This is a genomic window from Kordiimonas sp. SCSIO 12603, from assembly GCF_024398035.1.
Classification (GTDB): domain Bacteria; phylum Pseudomonadota; class Alphaproteobacteria; order Sphingomonadales; family Kordiimonadaceae; genus Kordiimonas.
This window is the reverse complement of sequence record NZ_CP073748.1, coordinates 282,031-297,500: the sequence shown is the minus strand read 5'-3', so window position 1 is coordinate 297,500 and position 15,470 is coordinate 282,031. Positions and strand designations below refer to the sequence as shown.

At 45.4% G+C, this 15,470-nt stretch carries 19 protein-coding genes; 6 read left to right on the top strand and 13 right to left on the bottom strand.

All coding sequences use genetic code 11. The annotated features are described in order from the left end of the window. Nucleotides 1–4: 4 nt before the first annotated feature. From KFE96_RS01300 to KFE96_RS01285, 4 genes are read right to left on the bottom strand one after another with little or no spacing between them, the layout of a single operon-like run. Complete coding sequence (locus KFE96_RS01300; RefSeq protein ID WP_255834217.1) at nucleotides 5–631, bottom strand: DUF938 domain-containing protein; 627 nt, start codon at nucleotides 629–631, stop codon at nucleotides 5–7. A gap of 3 nt (nucleotides 632–634) precedes the next feature. Beyond that, nucleotides 635–877, bottom strand: a complete 243-nt coding sequence (locus tag KFE96_RS01295; protein WP_255834216.1) for a DUF6460 domain-containing protein — start codon at nucleotides 875–877, stop codon at nucleotides 635–637. A gap of 30 nt (nucleotides 878–907) precedes the next feature. Further along, the gene (locus KFE96_RS01290; protein ID WP_247019899.1) at nucleotides 908–1,321 is read right to left on the bottom strand and encodes a hypothetical protein; all 414 of its coding nucleotides are present in this window, start codon (nucleotides 1,319–1,321) and stop codon (nucleotides 908–910) included. Nucleotides 1,322–1,331: 10 nt separating this feature from the next. Continuing rightward, entirely contained in the window at nucleotides 1,332–2,036 is a 705-nt protein-coding gene (locus tag KFE96_RS01285) for an EI24 domain-containing protein (RefSeq protein WP_255834215.1), read from the bottom strand. A 137-nt stretch (nucleotides 2,037–2,173) separates the two neighbouring features. On the opposite strand from KFE96_RS01285, the gene KFE96_RS01280 reads away from it, so the two are divergent. Then, a complete protein-coding gene (locus KFE96_RS01280; RefSeq protein WP_255834213.1) occupies nucleotides 2,174–3,163 on the top strand; it encodes an adenosine kinase in 990 nt (329 codons plus the stop codon). Here KFE96_RS01280 and htpX read toward each other — a convergent pair. After that, entirely contained in the window at nucleotides 3,160–4,155 is a 996-nt protein-coding gene (htpX, locus tag KFE96_RS01275; protein WP_255834212.1) for a zinc metalloprotease HtpX, read from the bottom strand. The genes KFE96_RS01280 and htpX overlap by 4 nt on opposite strands. 155 nt (nucleotides 4,156–4,310) lie before the next feature. Here htpX and KFE96_RS01270 point away from each other — a divergent pair, with 155 nt between their 5' ends. Together KFE96_RS01270 and KFE96_RS01265 are read left to right on the top strand one after the other, a co-directional pair. Then, nucleotides 4,311–5,183, top strand: a complete 873-nt coding sequence (locus KFE96_RS01270; RefSeq protein WP_255834211.1) for a CPBP family intramembrane glutamic endopeptidase — start codon at nucleotides 4,311–4,313, stop codon at nucleotides 5,181–5,183. Between the two features lie 22 nt (nucleotides 5,184–5,205). Continuing rightward, complete coding sequence (locus tag KFE96_RS01265; protein ID WP_255834210.1) at nucleotides 5,206–5,361, top strand: DUF1674 domain-containing protein; 156 nt, start codon at nucleotides 5,206–5,208, stop codon at nucleotides 5,359–5,361. A 5-nt stretch (nucleotides 5,362–5,366) separates the two neighbouring features. On the opposite strand, the gene KFE96_RS01260 is transcribed toward KFE96_RS01265, so the two are convergent. Both KFE96_RS01260 and KFE96_RS01255 read right to left on the bottom strand, forming a co-directional pair. Beyond that, entirely contained in the window at nucleotides 5,367–7,094 is a 1,728-nt protein-coding gene (locus tag KFE96_RS01260; protein WP_255834209.1) for a hypothetical protein, read from the bottom strand. 107 nt (nucleotides 7,095–7,201) lie between these two features. Continuing rightward, on the bottom strand, nucleotides 7,202–8,170 hold the full coding sequence (locus KFE96_RS01255; RefSeq protein WP_255834208.1) for an NAD-dependent epimerase/dehydratase family protein: 969 nt from the start codon (nucleotides 8,168–8,170) through the stop codon (nucleotides 7,202–7,204). Nucleotides 8,171–8,272: 102 nt separating this feature from the next. Here KFE96_RS01255 and KFE96_RS01250 point away from each other — a divergent pair, with 102 nt between their 5' ends. After that, nucleotides 8,273–9,253, top strand: coding sequence for a YdiY family protein (locus KFE96_RS01250; protein ID WP_255834207.1), 981 nt, complete (start codon nucleotides 8,273–8,275; stop codon nucleotides 9,251–9,253). On the opposite strand, the gene KFE96_RS01245 is transcribed toward KFE96_RS01250, so the two are convergent. From KFE96_RS01245 to KFE96_RS01235, 3 genes are all read right to left on the bottom strand, one after another. Beyond that, nucleotides 9,250–9,672 (bottom strand): secondary thiamine-phosphate synthase enzyme YjbQ, encoded by a 423-nt coding sequence (locus KFE96_RS01245; RefSeq protein WP_255834206.1) that lies wholly within the window; start codon nucleotides 9,670–9,672, stop codon nucleotides 9,250–9,252. The two genes, KFE96_RS01250 and KFE96_RS01245, sit on opposite strands and share 4 nt — an antisense overlap. Further along, nucleotides 9,672–10,079 carry an Hsp20 family protein gene (locus KFE96_RS01240; protein ID WP_247019917.1) on the bottom strand — a complete coding sequence of 136 codons (408 nt, stop codon included), beginning with the start codon at nucleotides 10,077–10,079 and terminating at the stop codon, nucleotides 9,672–9,674. Before KFE96_RS01240 ends, KFE96_RS01245 begins: the two co-directional genes overlap by 1 nt. 174 nt (nucleotides 10,080–10,253) lie before the next feature. After that, on the bottom strand, nucleotides 10,254–11,546 hold the full coding sequence (locus KFE96_RS01235; protein ID WP_255834205.1) for an SPOR domain-containing protein: 1,293 nt from the start codon (nucleotides 11,544–11,546) through the stop codon (nucleotides 10,254–10,256). 138 nt (nucleotides 11,547–11,684) lie between these two features. Here KFE96_RS01235 and KFE96_RS01230 point away from each other — a divergent pair, with 138 nt between their 5' ends. Next, nucleotides 11,685–12,797: a tetratricopeptide repeat protein gene (locus KFE96_RS01230; RefSeq protein ID WP_255834204.1), complete on the top strand. Its 1,113-nt coding sequence runs from the start codon at nucleotides 11,685–11,687 to the stop codon at nucleotides 12,795–12,797. Here the strand turns inward: KFE96_RS01230 and KFE96_RS01225 are convergent. Together KFE96_RS01225 and KFE96_RS01220 are read right to left on the bottom strand one after the other, a co-directional pair. Next, on the bottom strand, nucleotides 12,794–13,084 hold the full coding sequence (locus KFE96_RS01225; RefSeq protein ID WP_255834203.1) for a hypothetical protein: 291 nt from the start codon (nucleotides 13,082–13,084) through the stop codon (nucleotides 12,794–12,796). The two genes, KFE96_RS01230 and KFE96_RS01225, sit on opposite strands and share 4 nt — an antisense overlap. Before the next feature lie 12 nt (nucleotides 13,085–13,096). Next, on the bottom strand, nucleotides 13,097–13,813 hold the full coding sequence (locus KFE96_RS01220; RefSeq protein WP_255834201.1) for a ParA family protein: 717 nt from the start codon (nucleotides 13,811–13,813) through the stop codon (nucleotides 13,097–13,099). Nucleotides 13,814–13,990: 177 nt separating this feature from the next. On the opposite strand from KFE96_RS01220, the gene KFE96_RS01215 reads away from it, so the two are divergent. Beyond that, nucleotides 13,991–14,449, top strand: coding sequence for a MarR family winged helix-turn-helix transcriptional regulator (locus tag KFE96_RS01215; RefSeq protein WP_255834199.1), 459 nt, complete (start codon nucleotides 13,991–13,993; stop codon nucleotides 14,447–14,449). 50 nt (nucleotides 14,450–14,499) lie between these two features. Here the strand turns inward: KFE96_RS01215 and KFE96_RS01210 are convergent, their stop codons facing one another. Next, nucleotides 14,500–15,264, bottom strand: coding sequence for a hypothetical protein (locus tag KFE96_RS01210; protein ID WP_255834197.1), 765 nt, complete (start codon nucleotides 15,262–15,264; stop codon nucleotides 14,500–14,502). Nucleotides 15,265–15,470 lie beyond the last annotated feature (206 nt).

The window sequence follows — 15,470 nt, the reverse complement described above, 5'->3', positions numbered from 1 at the left end:
CTTTTTATTTGCGCTTGAAAACCAGTGAGAAATTATTGGCAGGCATTGGAATAACGGCTGGAGCATCAAAGCCATTCTTTATAGCAAGTGATGTGACCTCTTCCATATGCCTGATACCCCACTCAGGGTTACGGCTTTTAAGCGAGATATCAAAATCTGCGTTACTGTCGGAAGTATGGGCACCATTTTGCTGGTAAGGGCCATAGAGAAATAACGTACCGCCAGTCTTTAGAGCATTGCCCGCTTTTTCAATGAGTATCTCAGCCACGCGCCACGGTGCAATGTGGATTAGATTGATGGCTAAAATAGCATCTGTTTTGTCAGGGAATTGGTTTTCCAGCACATTAAAATATAGGGCTTCTTGAAGGTTCTGGGTTCCTGAATGAGCCCGCCATGCGTTAATGCTGTTAAGGTGGCTTTCATCAATATCTGTTGGATGCCAGATCACATCAGGAAAAGCGTCTGAGAAATAAAGAGCGTGCTCTCCAGAACCCGCGGCGATTTCATAAAAGGTACCTTCTGCCGGAAGGTGTTCTTTAAGAACATCTAAAATAACATCGCGGTTGCGTGCAGTTGCAGGCGCATGCAGCCGAACATCGTTTTCTTCTGCAGGATTAAAAAGCGATGCCACTTTCTAATTCTTTCGGCCTGCGCGAAGTCGGCTGATGATAAAAACAGGAACAACAATTGTTGCACCCAAGAGCATATACTGAAGGCCTGAATCAACCATCCAGTCCCAGATGCCTGCAAACTTATCAATGATAAAGCCGTAAATCTGGCCAGGGCTCCATTCAAGCCAATAGAGGATACCACCAACAATAAGGCTCCATACCGCTAGTTTGATAATGGTAGGTAGATCCAGTTTTAAATTGGCCATCATGCTCTCCTTACTTCAGAAGATGTACCCTTATGGGCTTGGCAGATCAAGTGAAACACCATCTCCGAGCAGACTAGCAAGGCATGCGTCTGCTTCCAGTGTTTCCCCACGTAGGGAACGGGCATTAATATCTGTTGCCCTGAAATGATCATCAGCGTTTTTTTCAAAGAAGATAACTTCAAGAACGCAGGAAGGTTGTTCAAACAGCATAACTTGCACATTGCCGTCGCGGCGCACGAGGCTTGGTTCTCCAAGAGCTGCTTGAACATCTCTTGGAGTGTGTCCTTGAATTAGCTGTGCATCGGGCAGAACAACTTCGATGTTTTCTACGGGTGTTGGTTCAGGTTCTGCCACTACAGGTGTTTGTACCTGTGGTGGTTCTTCGGTGCCGCCCATACACGCTGACAGTAGTATAAGGAGAGACAGAGAAAGAACTGAACGCATACTTAATTCCTTATGCAGCACGACGCTGTGCAATAAGATGATGGAAAACGTGGGTCATTACCGCAGCGCCAATGATAGGTGCTAGAATATTCAAAAATGGTACCGCGAACATAGCAGCCATCATCGCACCAACCATAAAGATTTTGCTGCCGTATTCCATACGGAAACGGTTCATCATTTTTCGGTCCATATGACGCATAGCAACCATTTCATAATATTCTCTGCCCAGAAGGAAGCCGTTGATGGCAATGAAAAGCGCAAATGCGCCAGCACTAGCTGTCATGAAAAAGAGGATAATGTAAGGCACAAGAGCAAGTAAATTCACTACAAGCATAATCAATGTAAGTTTGCCTGCGCTGATCACCACATCTGTTATTGGTACCTCTCGGGTGCCTATTCTGTTGGGGTAGTATTCTTCCTCGACGGCAGTGGCGATTTTATCAATCAATACACCCATCACCATTGTTACAATCCCCGGGAACAGGAGATATGATCCTACTGATACAACAGCCCAAAAGCCTGCCGCTGCGATAGATTCGCCCAGTTCATCGATCCAGTCCCAGCCAAAAACAAATGTTTCAGGCCAATAGTATGAAAGTACAAAGGTCAGGCCAATAAGGGTGATTAGGGCAGATGCTACGGAGGTTAAAAATACACTCCTGAATTTGGGGTGCAGCAACTGTTGCCATGTTCTGTTTATCGCTGTGCCGATCATGGTTGATATCCTCGCATATGGTTTTTGTCCGCTTATGACGCGGTTTTCCTATACATAGGAAGAACAGAGAGTTCTTGCAATCCCGCTTGTGTTTTCTATGGTGCAGGAAATAGTGATTAAAGCCGAAAGGGAATGTTGTGGCTTCTAAATATCAGGTTATCTGCATGGGTAATGCGATTGTAGATATCATCGCGCGCGTTGAAGACACTTTTCTGGAAAAGCATGAGCGTATCAAAGGGTCCATGATGCTTGTTGATGCTGAAACATCTGCACGCATTTATGATGATATGCCGCCTGCGGTGGAGCGTTCTGGTGGTTCAGCGGGGAATACAGCTGCGGGGATTGCGTCCTTCGGCAGTACTGCGGCCTATGTCGGCAAGGTGCATGATGACCAATTAGGCAAGGTGTTCGCTCATGACATTAAAGCAATTGGTGTTGATTTCGCTACCAAGCCTGCAACAGAAGGTGCACCAACCGCGACCAGCATGATCCTTGTTTCCCCAGATGCGCAGCGTACTATGAGCACATATCTTGGGGCATGTACTCAGCTTACCCCTGAAGATGTGGTAGAAGAAGATGTAGCTTCTTCTGATGTTATTTATGTTGAAGGGTATCTTTGGGATACACCTTCTATGAAAGCATCTGTACTAAAGGGATATGAATATGCCTCTAAGCACGGTACTGAGATTTCGCTCTCTCTTTCAGACAGCTTCTGTGTAGACCGTTTCCGCTCTGAATTTGTTGAACTTGTAGAAAATAGAGTAGATATCCTGTTCGCTAATGAAGCAGAGATTATGTCGCTTTATGAAGTTGACAATTTTGATGAAGCTGTAGCCAAAGTGCGTCCTCATGTGAAAGTCGCTGCTCTTACGCGCGGTGCTTTGGGATCGGTTGTTGTGACCCCTGATGAAATTATTGAAGTGCCTGCCGAGCCAACAACCGTTGAAGATACAACAGGTGCAGGTGATTTGTATGCTTCAGGCTTCCTTCATGGTTACACAAGCGGTAAAACGCTAACCGAAAGTGCACGCCTTGGAGGTCTGGCAGCCGCGGAAGTAATTTCTCACTTGGGAGCGCGCCCTGAAGTAGAACTTAAGGAACTCGCACAAGAAAAGCTGGGTCTTTAACCCCAAGGGTTTTTGGGGCGGCCAGAACTGTTTCCTGAATTAGGAACACTGCCTCTTGCTTTAGAGCGAGGGGCATTCTTTTTGATGGTGTCTGCCCAAGTGTTCTGAGGTTTTGGCTTTGACATAGAACGAGCTTGAGTGGCAGGTCGGTGTCCCATGTTCCTTGCTTGCGCTTCAAGCTTTGTGATCCGGTTTTCCATATTTGGGTGGGTGGAAAACAGGCTATCGATTGAAGACCCTTTCAGTGGGTTTACAATGAACATATGAGCTGTTGTAGGGTTTTCTTCCGCTCGGTGATTTGCTGTTGTTTGTGCGCCGCGGTGGAGTTTCCTTAATGCGTCGGCAAGTGCGATAGGGTTACCACTGATTTCGCTGCCTATTCTGTCTGCTTCATATTCACGGGTTCGGGAAATTGCCATTTGGACCATCCCGGCTGCAAGTGGTGCAAGAAACATGATAAGAATGGTGCCGAGGAACCCAAGTGGGTTATTACGGTTGTCCCCAAAGAACATAGAGAATTGAGCTAACATTGAAATAGCACCAGCGAGTGTCGCCGTAATGGTCATTGTAAGCGTATCACGGTTTTTCACATGTGCCAGTTCATGCGCCATTACCCCTTCAATTTCCTGGCGGTTAAGCATGCGAAGCAGCCCAGTAGTGGCGGCTACAGCAGCATTTTCAGGATTTCGTCCTGTTGCAAACGCATTCGGCTGTGCGCTATCAATGATATAAACAGCGGGCATTGGCAGGTTTGCACGTATAGATAATTCTTCCACCATGCTAACAAGTTCAGGTGCACTATTGCGGTCAACCTGTTGTGCGCCGTGCATTCGGAGGACCATCTTGTCACTATTCCAGTAAGCGAACAGATTCATGGCAACTGCTATCATGAAGGCTATAACCATCCCGGTTTGGCCTCCAAGCAAAGTGCCGATTGTAACAAACAGGCCGGTCATTACGGCCATTAATAAGCCAGTTCTGGCGGTACTCATCTCAAATGTCCTGCGGGTTGTCGCATTTTTATGGTGTCTTATAAAATATTTGGGCATTTTGGCCCCAAGGTTCAAGGCGGTCTTTAGTTTGTATTGATTTGCCGCTTAATGTTTGCAAAATCAGGGCTGGGTTTTGTGGGGGATAAGGATTTGGTATGTCTTTGATCAGGCATGAAGAATTAGTATCTGATGATAAAGTAATTTCAACTGCGCTTACGTTTGTGGTGTTAACTGGGTTGTTTGCTTCAATCGGTTATTACATGTTGATTGAGCTTGGTATTAAACGGCACTTTATGGCTACTTTTATGTGGTCTCCTGCGCTAGCGGCTTTTGCTACATGTAAAATTCGCGGCATTGACATTCGTTCTCTCGGATGGGGATTTGGTCCTACACGTTGGGCATGGACAGCTTACTTAATTCCAATTGTATATGGGCTGGTTGCTTACGGTATCATTTGGGTTGGCGGTTTTGGTACCGTTGTTGACCCGCAATTTATCAATGAAGTTGGAGCTTTTTTAGGACTATCCGGTTGGTCTGATACAGCGGTGATTATCATTGCGGTTTTGATGTTTGCTGTTGTTGGTCTCGTATGGCGGTTAGGAGCTGTGATTGGTGAAGAAATTGGTTGGCGCGGGTTTCTAACGCCTCTCTTACTGCAGAAGTTTTCTTTTCCCGTAACGTCATTGATTGTCGGAGTAGTATGGGCGTTATGGCACTTGCCGATCCTTCTTTACACCAAATATAACGCGGGCCCTCAGGATATTGAGCTGCAGGTTCTTAATTATACCGTGATGACGATTGGCGTATCCTTCATTCTTACTTACGTTTACCTACGGTCTCGGAGTATTTGGGCGGCAAGTCTTTTACACGCAGCGCACAATGCCTTTATTCTTTCGGTTCTTGATCCAATGACACTTAAGTATGAAGAGAGCTGGCGCTTTACAGGTGAGTTTGGTTTTGTTCTGCCTTATGTGATCCTCGCCTTTGGTCTTGGCTTTTGGTATCGTGCGCGGAAAGAAGCGCAATAACCCCTTATGTGAGTATTAGGGCATGACCGAAAAAGAGATTAAAAAACCAGTAGATGAAACTTCAAAAGAAGCTGAACAAAAAGATGGTGAAAAACCAAAAGAAATTGGTGGCCGTGAAGGATTAGAACCAACACGTTATGGTGATTGGGAACACGGTGGTATTATTTCTGATTTCTAAGGTATTTAACCACTATCTGAATCAAGATTAACCTGATCTTCGGGGTCTAAGCGTTTTATACCTGCCTTTGCGAGTAACGTTTTAAACATTATAAGTTTGTTTTCCGCTTCTTCTCTACCAAGGCCGCTTATTAACCCTTCTGTGAAGCCAGCCTGACGCATATAGGTACGTACTTGCTGTTCAGCACGCATTAAGCAGTCCCCGTCAGTGAAATAGCCGTCTCCCATAAGTTGGAGGATTTTAACAGATTTATCTTGCAGGCTGATATCCAACTTATGAAGCTTTTGCAGAAGCTGTGTATTGTCTAGAATAACTTTACAAAAGCCATCCAGCTTTTCGGATATCTGCCGTCGGTGCATTTCTGTAAGCTCTGCCACAAGTACCTTTTTTTGCAGATTAACCAGATCTCCCATTCTGCTGATACCAGAACCATCTAATCCCATAAAGATAGTCTCATAATCAGGGCGAGAGAGAATAGGCATGATACAATTGGCGATCGTTAGCTTGTTTGATTGCCCGATGGCTGCCGTTTCCAAATCAAGCAGGGCTTCAATCTGTTCGATGGGGTTATCTGTGCTGGCGATTAATTCAGCAATTGAATGGCTGTTAATGAGCCGTGAAGCTCTGGAATTAAGTTCTTCTCTTAAAGTATCTAATGTGTGGGGGTTATCAAGCAGAGTATAGGCTGTGCGTTTTAAGTCTCTAAGGCAGCCCACTTGATGTACCAGACCATGCTGTGAAAGTGGTTGTGATGCTGAAATTTCCTTTTTTAGGCGTTCTATGAGCCCATGAGAAGTAAGAGGCAACATGCCTTCTTTGATAAAACCGCTTAAACGTTTAGCTTCATTGGGAAATTTTTGAGTTCTACCTTCCGAGTTCGCGATGCTTAGATTACCCGAAGCAAGATAGGCCATATCTATCATCATATCGGCACGGTTTTCATAACTGCCAAGTATTTCATCAATAACCGAGTTATGAAGCAGCAGTTCTGAAAGTAATTGATCTAGTATTTCAGTTACCCATTTGGGCCGCGTATTGGATAGAAACACCGAAACACGACCAAATTTATCGCTTGGCGTAACGGCAGGCCTCAAATATTCAACAAGAGAACAAGTTAAGAGAAAGCTTTTATTCGAAGCCCCTTCAAGGGCTGAGATAATTGGTTTAAGTCTTCCAAGTTCTAGCGTAGGAACATTTGCCTGAGTGGATTTCATAATATCTACGCAAGCATCTATAACCTTATAGAGTTTGCGCATGCGTTCCTGAATGCTTTCATTCTCCACATCAAATGAAACGGCGGTTCGCTGTACCGCATCTTGCAGCAAAGTACCTGTATTATAAAGCTTGTTATAGTGTTCCAGATTATGGAGTAGTTCAGTTGGTGTTATGCGCCAATCGCTAAGAGTTGTGCTCATCAATAACCAGATAGAGCGCCTGCCATCTGCGCTATAGAGATCATCAGGCGATAGGCAAGGGGTGATTTGCCCCGTTTGGTCATATTTGGATTTTTTTCCAGCCCGGCCTCGGGCAAATATTTCTACAGATTTAAATTCCTGTGTGGATTTATTATAGCTTTCTTTAAGAACCCTAAGGCCTGTAAAGCGTTTTCCTGCGCCCCATAGTTTTTCGCCGAGTTTTGTTGCGGTTTCCCTGTCATCGCATATTTGCAGAATTGTCCAACTGGCGCCTTGGCGGCCTTGTATTTCATAATGGACGAGCATATTTCCGCTCACGGCTTAATCTCCTGCGGAAGCAGTATTAATAAAGAAGCTAAAATTGTGATATCTGAAAACCTAACTATAAGCACACAATCTAAGTATTTAGTAAAAATTTTCGAAAATTATGACAACAGTTTTTGGCTTTTCAAAAAGCTTATAGATTCTTGAATAGACTGTTTTAGATCAATTTCCTGAAACCCTAATTCTGAGATAGCTTTTGCACTTGAAGCGTTAGCGACCTCACAGGAGAAACTTGCCTCCTCCAGTGTAACCATGGGGCGGTTTTTTGAAAAGCTTAGAAGGAAAGCCAGAGTTTTTAAAATAAAGGCTGGCATTGGTTTTTTAGGGCCTTTGATGCCAAGTATATCAGCCGCGATAGACAGGAATTCATAATAGCTGGCTTGAGGGCCGCCAAGGATATAATTCTCTGCTGTTTTGCCTTTATGGAAAGCCGCTACTGTAGCTTCGGCAACAGCGCGACCATTTGCAAAATTACCAGCTCCTGGTGGTGTGCCTGGTAGTTCACCTTTTGCCATCTTAAGGATAAGCCGTGCCCAGTTGTGGCTGTCATATTCCCCAATAATGTGGGTGGGGTTCACGATTACTGCATCTAAACCACGGTCACAGGCTTCTTTCACCTTTCGTTCAGCATAGGATTTGGTCCGTACGTAGCTGATCCAGCTTTCAGCACCAAGGCGTGGAGTTTCTTCTGTGATAGTCACATCATGATGTCCGAACGTGGAAATTGAAGAGACATGCACCATGCGTTTTACTTCACGGTCGAGAATCGCTTGAAGGATTGTTCGTGTACCCTCCACATTCACTTCATACTGAAGATCTTCTTCCGCGCGCCATGTACTTGTATTAGCGGCAGTATGGAACACACAGTCCAGTTGTTGGGGCATGACTTTGTGCACCTGCTCGGGACGTGTCAGATCTCCCTCCACAAAGGTCACACCCTCGCCAATCATGTCTTTAGCAGTTGCCGGGTTTCTTACCATTGCGGTAATTTCCCAACCTTGCTCACGTAATACATTGATGAGATGACGTCCCAGAAAACCAGTTGCACCTGTAACAAATGCTGTTGGCATAAAAATTCCCCATTCCCCTAGTTCAGAATTTGTATTTCCAATTGCCTGAGGGTAGAGGAATTAATAATCCCTATATAATCCGTTTAGCAGGATCTGATGCCCATGAGACTATTTGGCCATACAAGCTGTGCGTATGCAGTGATCTTCTCAGCTATGATATTTTTGTCAACTCCACTTTGGGCTGAAACACCAAAAGGTGTAACCGAAATGCTCCAGAAGGCTGCAGATACTAATAATCGCGTAAGTTTTGATACTATTTTGGGCATGGCGCTGGAAACATGGCCAGATAAACGCATGGATATCCTTGAAGCAGCAGAGGGAGTTAAGCCTTATTGGCTTCACGAGGACTTTCTGGAAGAAATAGATGAAGCGGAACAGGCAGAGGCAGCTGCTGAAGCTGCTTCAAAGGCACGAGGTTTTGTCTATTATGTTGATCCGGAGCTTTGGAATGCCAAAATTCAATTGGGTGCAGGCAGCAGCACAGGTGATACCAACGAGAAATCAGTTACCACGGGGCTCACGTTCAAACGCAAGTTTGGTGAGGCTTGGGAACATGCTCTTGATTTAGGGTTTGATTATGCCAGAAATGCAGGCACGACCACTAGGCAGCGATTTGTAGCCAAATATGAAACGTTGTGGCGAGCATGGAAAAAGGGTTTTCTTCTTAATTATACAGAATTGGAACTAGATCGTTTTTCAGGCTTTGATTACCGAGTTGTGGAGAATATCGGTGCCGGTGTTGATGTGTTTGATACGGGCAAGCAGAAGCTGCGTTTTGAAGGTGGGCCGGGGGTGCGTTTCAGCAAACTGAAAGAAACTGGCGCGACAGAATCCGAATATCTTGGTCGACTTTCTACCACCTATGATGTGAAGCTAAGCGGAGATCTGACCTTAAAGGATAAAAGCTCGGTCATTTTCGCCTCAGAATCTACCACCTTTGAAAATTTGGCGCAGTTTAATGCAAAGTTGAATTCCCACTTAGCAGCGCGGCTTTCAGTGGAAGTGAAATACGATTCAAATGCGCCTGATACTACCTCTGCATGGGATACTGCTACGCGTGCTACTTTAGTATACGGGTTTTAGCTGCCTATTAGGTGCAAGGTTACGTAGCGTGTGTGAGGTGCGCGTCTATGCTCAGCAATATAAAGGCCCTGCCATGTACCAAGTGTCATTCGGCCATTGTTTACAGGAATGGAAAGTGAAACATCAGTAAGTGCCGCTTTGATATGTGCTGGCATATCATCCGGCCCTTCTGCGATATGCCTGTATAAACGGGGATCGCTCGGAGCGAGGCGCTCTAAAGCGTCAGTTAAATCCAAGCAGACATCAGGGTCAGCATTTTCCTGAATTGTAAGTGATGCACTGGTGTGTTTGATAAAAACTGTAAGCAGGCCGTTCTTTAAACCTGTGGTACTCAGCCAATCATTTACACTTCTGGAAATCTCATAGAGTCCACACCCACTCGTATGGAAGCTAAGTTCGGTTTGTGCCTGATCCAGCATTAGCGGATTTTAATCTCACGGCTAATTTCCTGAGGTTCTGGTTTTACCAGGTCAATGTGAAGAAGCCCATTTTCCATGTGTGCATCTTCCACTTCCATGCCGTCTGCCAGCACAAATTTACGTACAAACTGGCGTGCCGCAATACCTCTGTGGAGATAGGTTTTGGTATCGCTATCATCTTGCTGTTTGCCGTGGATAATCAATTGGTTGCCTTCAACCGCGATATTGAGATCACTTCTTGAAAAGCCTGCGACCGCCAGTGAAATACGCATAGTGCAGTCATTGAGTTGTTCAATATTATAAGGAGGATAGCCTTCGCCAGCGTTTTTGGACACTTTATCAAATACCTGTTCAAGCTGGTCAAAGCCCACAAGAAACGGGCTGTTAAAAACGGACATACGAGACATATCATTCCCCTTGCGAGCGAATAGTGCGGTGCTTCAAACCTGACAGCGCCGCGAAACCAATCTTAAAGGCCCCTTATGGGCACCTTTCCATAGGTTGGAATTATATCAATCTGTTCAAGGGGAGAACAGGCAAAACATTAAATTTTGCCTGTTTTATGCTGTTTTGGGTGAGAGTTATTCTTCTGAATTCTGGGAAGGCAGCTTACCTTCTGCTTCCTCAGGTGGCCTGATCCAGCATTCGGTGCCGCGTTCCATCAGTTCTTTACAGATTTCTCTCGCGTGACTGAGGGATTTCAGTGGGCCTGCATTTAAGCGGAAGTAAAAACCTTTTGGTGTGCCGTCTTTCACATTTTCACCGAAGTCTATTTCCGAACGACGTGGCGGAATACCCTGGAGAATATCACTGTTTTTGCGGTAAAGGATGGTCCAGCCCCGCATAAGGCGTTCGATGTTGCGGTAAGCGCCAATTTGAAGGGCCCAGCCCTCAGGTTCTACAAGTGGGGGTACCTCCGTGAGCTCATAATCTTTAGCGGGTTCAGATACTGGTTCAGGAACTGGCTCAGGTTCTGGTTCCTCCACTATGCGTTTGCTTGCAGTTTGTTGTGATTCAGAATCAGTTAGTATTAAATTCGCTTGTTCATCGGTATCGGTTTCCTGATGAACAATGCCTGTTACCAGTGCCTGCATACGTCTCATGGGGGTAAGAGATTTTAGTGACCGGTAGAAAGCGAACGTATCGTCCAGAGTAACTGGATCAAGATCTAAACGTGCCATCTGATATGCTTTAGCTTCTTCACCTTTAAGCAAGTAACTTAGGGCAAGGTTTTGACGCACCCTGGGGTTTGCCTGATCTGCACGAACCAAGGCTTCAAGGATTGTAATGGCTGCATCTGGGTTATCTGAGGCCGCAAGAACCAATGCCTTGTTAGAGAGAAGTAGCAGGTCAGCCTCTGTGCCGAATGTTGCAAGTGCTGTTGAGATATTGCCAAGAGCTGCAAATGTTATAGCTTGCCCGGAGCGAATCTGCGTGTTTGTAGGGTTTAATCTGAAAGCTGTTTCAAAGTCCGAAAGTGCCTTTTCAAACTGCCCGTTAGAAAGATATAATTTTCCTAATAAATGATATGTTTCCCAATCAGCTAAACCTTGCTGTTCTCTTGCTAAAAGAATTTTCTCTGCTTCAGAATAAGCGCCTGTCGCTATTAAGCTTTTAGCGAGAGCTTGTTCAGCCATCCTTCCATTTGGCATGTTGATAAGCTGCCTGTATAATGGAATTGCAGCGCTATGATTTCCGTTTGCGGCCATGTTTTGGGCCATTACAAACAGATGCCCTAACGGTTGTTGTGAAGTGTTCGTAGGAACGGGCTGGGATGAGCCTTGCGTTGTCGTTGCTTGCGGGGTACTGCATGCCGCGAGTAAAAGAATAGCTGGCCCAGCTATAATTGGGAATGTACGCCTGATAATTTTCATTGCCCTCTTTCCAAGGGTAGTTGCCTGTTTTGTCAGTTTCTCACTCTAATCACAGGGTGTGAAAGAAGCTTTAAGTAGTTTTTTGATTTTTACAGGCATTTTGCTAAAATTTGAGATAGCGCAAAAACAGAGGCTGAAATGATAAAATCCACACTCCTAGCTGCTGCAATATTATTCGGTGCGATATCAGAAGATGATATGCCGCAAACATCTGTTGATATGCAAAGTGTTGAAGATGCACTTGAGATGATGCGTAGTGGCGATATCAAGGGTGGTGTGGCCATGCTTGAAAGCCTCGCTATGACAGGTAATGCGCTTGCCTATTATCATCTGGCTGAAGTACGCCGTATCGGGGTGGGAACAGAGAAAAACATCCCTGTGGCAACAATGTTTTATCGGCTTTCTTCTCAGCTCGGCCATGAAGAGGCAGCGCTGAAGCTTGCAAATATCCTGTTTTTTGAAGGTGGCGGCACAGATTCCGAAGTCGCTGAAGCTGTTTCACTATGGCAAAGTGAGGCTATGAAGGGGGTGCCTGAAGCTCTCTATATGATGGGGATGATATATTGGAATGGAGAGGCTGGCTTTGAGCAGGATCCCATTAGAGGATATGGCCTTGTCTGGCGTGCCAGCCGTGATGGCTATTTAGAAGCAGGGGATAGCCTTGGCACTATGTCCGTGCTTCTAGAGCGTAAAGCGAAAGATGTGGGGCAACGTTATGCGGAGCGTCTCGAAGAATTAGGATTTGATGAAGAAGCACTTGCACCTCACTTGCTACCCGTTGTGGATAGCGCTGATACGAGAAAGAAACGCGCTGATAACGCGTTAACGGCCGCGGAAATATTGGATCGGGAAGCGACAGCCAAGGAAACAGTTGCGGCTGAACCAGCACCTGCTGAGGAAGCTGTGCAGGAAAAAGAAACAGATGTTACTGCAAATCAAGAAGGTAAAGCGGCTCCCAAACCAGAAGATTGGGATGAGGTCTGGCATCTGGAAGTGGGTTTTGCCATGTCGGAGCTTGAGGTAAAACGCTTAAGGTCTATTGTCAGTTCCACTTTGCAGCAGGAAGTAGGCAATTTGCATTCCGATATTGTTGAATCCCCAAATCGGCCTGGGCTGTATAGGTTGGTTTTCGGTCCTGTAACGTCACTTCAAAGCGCGGTTACAAAGTGCGTGGCTATGAAACGTGCGGGGCATGACTGTTTTGCCAAAGCCCCACAAAAAGATGATGATGATCTGCCTGGTATCCCTTAAGGGGTACCGCAGATACATCCATTCGGATCTGACGCTTCATTCAGCATTTTTAGTAGTGCTGTTTCCATAATTTTTTGCTGTGAAACGCCGAGGCGCGCCGCCAAAATTCGTAAGCGTTTATTATCTCGTTCTGTTACGCGCAGTGATTTGCGGATAGGCCTTTTTACGGGCTCGGTTTGCGGTACCTTCAGGTCAATATTTTGAAAAAGCGGTTCGACATTCTGTCCAGATGGAACAGCTCTTCCTTTTCGAACTAATAGGTTTGCGCTCAGGGAGGCGGTTGTCATAACTATTCTCCTTTAGAGCGCGGCAGGTTGTTCGCCAAAGCTGGCGGGTTTCTTACCAAATCCATTCATGCGGTGATGATTGGTGGTTTTAAAACTGGCTTTTACGGGCAGCTTTTTGAGGCGCGCTTCAATATATTGCCAAAGCCCTAAAACTTCCTGGGCAGATTTCCCGTTCGCATTGGTTTCTATAACTGTTCTGCCATCAATCATGCTGGCTGCAAATTCTTGCCGATTGTGAAGGATATCGGGCGCCACTGTTCCGTGTTGTGATAGTGCAATTGCCGCTTCGCCGGTTAGCTTGGCGCGCATCGTTGCACCGTTGATGGCAAACAGCATGGGCTTCTGCGCTTCTTCGACGAGGTCAATCGTTGCACCAACCGCTCGCAAATCATGGGGACTGGGGCGCGTTGGGATGACGACCAGATCAGATTTTGCAATCACAGTCTGATTGGCGCGAGTGATAGCGGGTGGTGTATCAATGAAAACAAGTTTAACACCTGCTTCCTTTAGAGCCTGAAGGTCATCTGCCAGCGAAGAGAGGCTGGCTTTAGCAAAGAGTGGTGTCTCTGCCTCTCTTGCATTCCACCAGTCGCTCAAACTTCCTTGAGGGTCAGTGTCAATTAAAGCGACAGGGCCGAAACCTTCCTGTTCAGCCGCTACCGCCAGATGTCCCGTTAAGGTGGTTTTGCCTGATCCACCTTTCTGGGAGGTAATAGCAATCGTTCTCATGATGCTCTCCGGTGCCTGAAATATAGAATCAAGCATCTCGGAAAACCTTCAAAGATAGATTAATTTATGCGAGCAAATTTCTCGTAAATAGTGATTAATTAATGTAAAAATCAGTAAAAACTTCGGGAAAATTTACGAAAGTATTTTGTAAAATTTTCAAAAGTATGCATCTTGTTTTTGCGTACTGATGGGGACAGGTTTTTTACCGTGGATTATGTTGAAACATTTTCGAACCAATTGGCGTTTCGCTTGGCGGAAAGCCACCGATTGGTTAGCGAGCTATATACAAAATGCTTGAAACCACTTGGTTTGCGGCCGGTGCAGGCCTATGCCCTTGGTATTTTAAAAGACCGTAAATTATGCACGCCTAGTGAAATAGCCAGTGTTCTTGGTATTAGTCGCCCCTCAGTTTCTAATTTGCTGAACAGGATGGAACGGGACAAGCTAGTGAACCGTGTGCCGGATAAGTTAAATAAGAAGCAGATCTGGATTTTTGCAACACCTGAAGGGCTTGAACTTGTAGAAGAAGCCTATGCATTGATGGGTGATGTTGATAAGCAGCTTGAGGCACAACTGGAAATCAATCTTTCAGAATTGAAATCAAAACTGTTCCTGCTTGGTGAATTCCAGGAATAAAAGGCCTCACTCAATAAAGAATGAGGCCATGTCGGCTCAGTTAAGCGAGATTAAAAGCTGAACCGAACAGAACCTAGAAATGTATTTTCCGATGTTCTGCGATACGAAGCGCCAAGCGATATTTTATCATTGAAATGATATCTAAGCCCTGCTTCGCCCGCATATTCATCTGCTATACGGAAATCATTTCCTGCATCATTGGCTTTGATACGGCTATCCCCGGCCCACGAACCTGCAAGATTAAGTTCCAGACCAAATTCCGTCATGTAACGCAAACCGACTTTGGCGGTGCCATGAATTTCTGTATTGGATGATGCTAAATTAACAACATTCAGTAAATCACCAGTAGGGCCAGTGTTGACCCCAGCTAGCTTGAGGCTGAAATCGGTAACGGCAATACCACCCTCTGCAAACAGATGGAAGTTATCATCAAGCTCATGGAAGATACCCAAGCCACCCATGTACCGACGGGGTTTTAAGCTGTAGAAGGCATTTGTAAATACATCACCTGTCTGGGTAGATGCTGCCAGTTCATATTTGTTTTGAGAGAAGTCACCCCAAACATACATGTTGTCACCAAATTGGTAAGAGAGGCGACCGAAAAAACCATCCGTGTCTGCAGATATAAAATTAATTGCTGTATCACCATCTTGCACCGAACCGCTTAAGCCATTTCTGGTGGTTAGGTAGCCACCTTCGATGAAAGTATAGGAAAGCTCGGGCGCATCATCGGCATGTGCGGTAGGCATTAAGGATAATGCTCCAAAGATCAGGGTGGCAGTTGATAGACTGTTTAGTAAAGTTGCGTATTTCATAATATACCTCGCTTTAGTTACGGCAAGTTATGGCCTGTTATTGGTTTCGAGGTGCATGTAGGGCGTGAGTATTGTTGTTTTGAGCAGAAGCACGTCAACTGCTCAAACCTATAGGCCAACTGCTCAAAATAGCCGACGACAAAGGCTGGTTTCGTGATATTTTGCGGTTCATGAAAATAAAGCACGTTATATTTCAATTTGTATTC